Source organism: Kitasatospora sp. NPDC059795, from assembly GCF_042732175.1.
Classification (GTDB): domain Bacteria; phylum Actinomycetota; class Actinomycetes; order Streptomycetales; family Streptomycetaceae; genus Kitasatospora.
In genome coordinates, this window is the sequence record NZ_JBHWID010000051.1 from 1 (window position 1) to 1,562 (window position 1,562).

The 1,562-nt window shown below is 65.7% G+C and carries 1 protein-coding gene; it reads left to right on the forward strand.

The genetic code is table 11. The features are described 5' to 3' along the window. Positions 1–398: transposase (locus tag ACFV4P_RS35890; RefSeq protein ID WP_380477682.1), on the forward strand; the 398-nt coding region annotated here is incomplete at its 5' end. Positions 399–1,562 lie beyond the last annotated feature (1,164 nt).

A 1,562-nucleotide genomic window follows, 5' to 3' on the forward strand; every position in this document is an offset into this window, starting at 1 on the left:
CCCCAGGCCAGTGGGGTGACGCCCCGCAGATGATCGAGGTCCTGGACCGGATCCGGGTTCCCCGGCCGCTGGGCGGACGGCCCCGGACCAGGCCCGACCATGTCAGCGGCGACAAGGCTTACAGCTCACGCCGAAATCGCCGCTACCTGCGAAGACGGCGCATCACACACACGATCCCCGAGCCGAAGGACCAGCGGGCCAACCGCCGGCGCAGAGGCAGCGCGGGCGGCAGGCCAGCTGGCTTCGACCGCGAGCGCTACCGGCGCCGCAACGAGGTCGAGCGGACCATCAACCGGCTCAAGAACTCCCGCGCGGTCGCCACCCGTTACGACAAAAGGGCCTACGTCTTCCACGGCACCGTCACCGCAGCAGCAGTCCGCCTATGGCTCCGCCCATGATCCGCCGGACAGTGCCTAGGACTGGAAGCGAGAATGCCGGCCGGAAAAGGGTGACATCAGGCGGCGAAGCCGATGTTCGTCACCTATTCGTACTGCCCGCTGGCCCCCTAGATCCAGCAGGACACCGGTGGTCCAGGCATCCTCCAGGACACGGCCGTCACCGGCACTCCAAGCAGTCACAAGGGAATCCCAGCAGCGACTATTGATGTACCGGTAAACGAGAGTGCACCGGTAAAACACGAAAACCTGGGCCTGATCAAGGAAACAAATCCCCACTCGGACGTCGCCGGAGGAACTGAGACTCTTCAAGAGACAGCAGGGCCAGGACACGTTCCACACGTTCACCCTGACCATCCTCAAGACGAACGACCTCGCCGAACAAGCCTGGACCATCCTGCACCGCACCGTTCTCGACGAGGTCCTGGGGACCTCCCACGAGAGCCTGTCCTTCATGGACAGCGACATAAGTGTGAGCTGCTGGCTGGGCTGCTCGGTCGACGGCGGCAGCCACGATGGTGCGGGCGAGCAGGGCGGATTTGTGGACGCCTGTGTAGTCGACTGCGGTCAGGGCCATGGCGGCGCAGGAGGCAGTCTTGCCGAGAGGGAATGCCCGTCGGCCAGGTAGCCCTCAGAAGTCGCCGAGGCGCTTGCGACCATAGGCATAGGTGCCCCCGAGGCGGGATAGAGGGTAGCGAGCCAGGCGGAGGAGGTGGCGTTGCAGTAGGCCACGACCACTGCCGGGGCGAGGCTGAACAGCAGGCTGGAGCCGGCCGCACGGGCGCGGTCTGTTCGTCGTGGAGTTCGGCCCCCGAGCGTGATGGGACAGGCTGAAGGTGTGGAGATCAAGGACGTCCGGCGGCTCGGCAGACCCGGAGCCGTCGTCGATGCTCCTGCCGCAGGAGCCGATGATCCTGTCGTGCCACGCGTCGTGAGCCTCCTCAGCGACCGGATGAGCCAACCGGAAGCTCTTTGGGTTTCCTCGGTTTACGGCGCATGGCATGGGCATGCTTCCAGGCGAGACCGTTGCGGCACAGGGAGAGCGCACGTGGCAGGAGCGTCGGCCGCAGCCATTGACTGATAACGCCGTTATCAGTGCCGCTCCGCAGCCCGAGCCGATCCGGTGTGTCGCGCAGTCAGTGAAGTGCAGCGACACGCGTGTTGAGC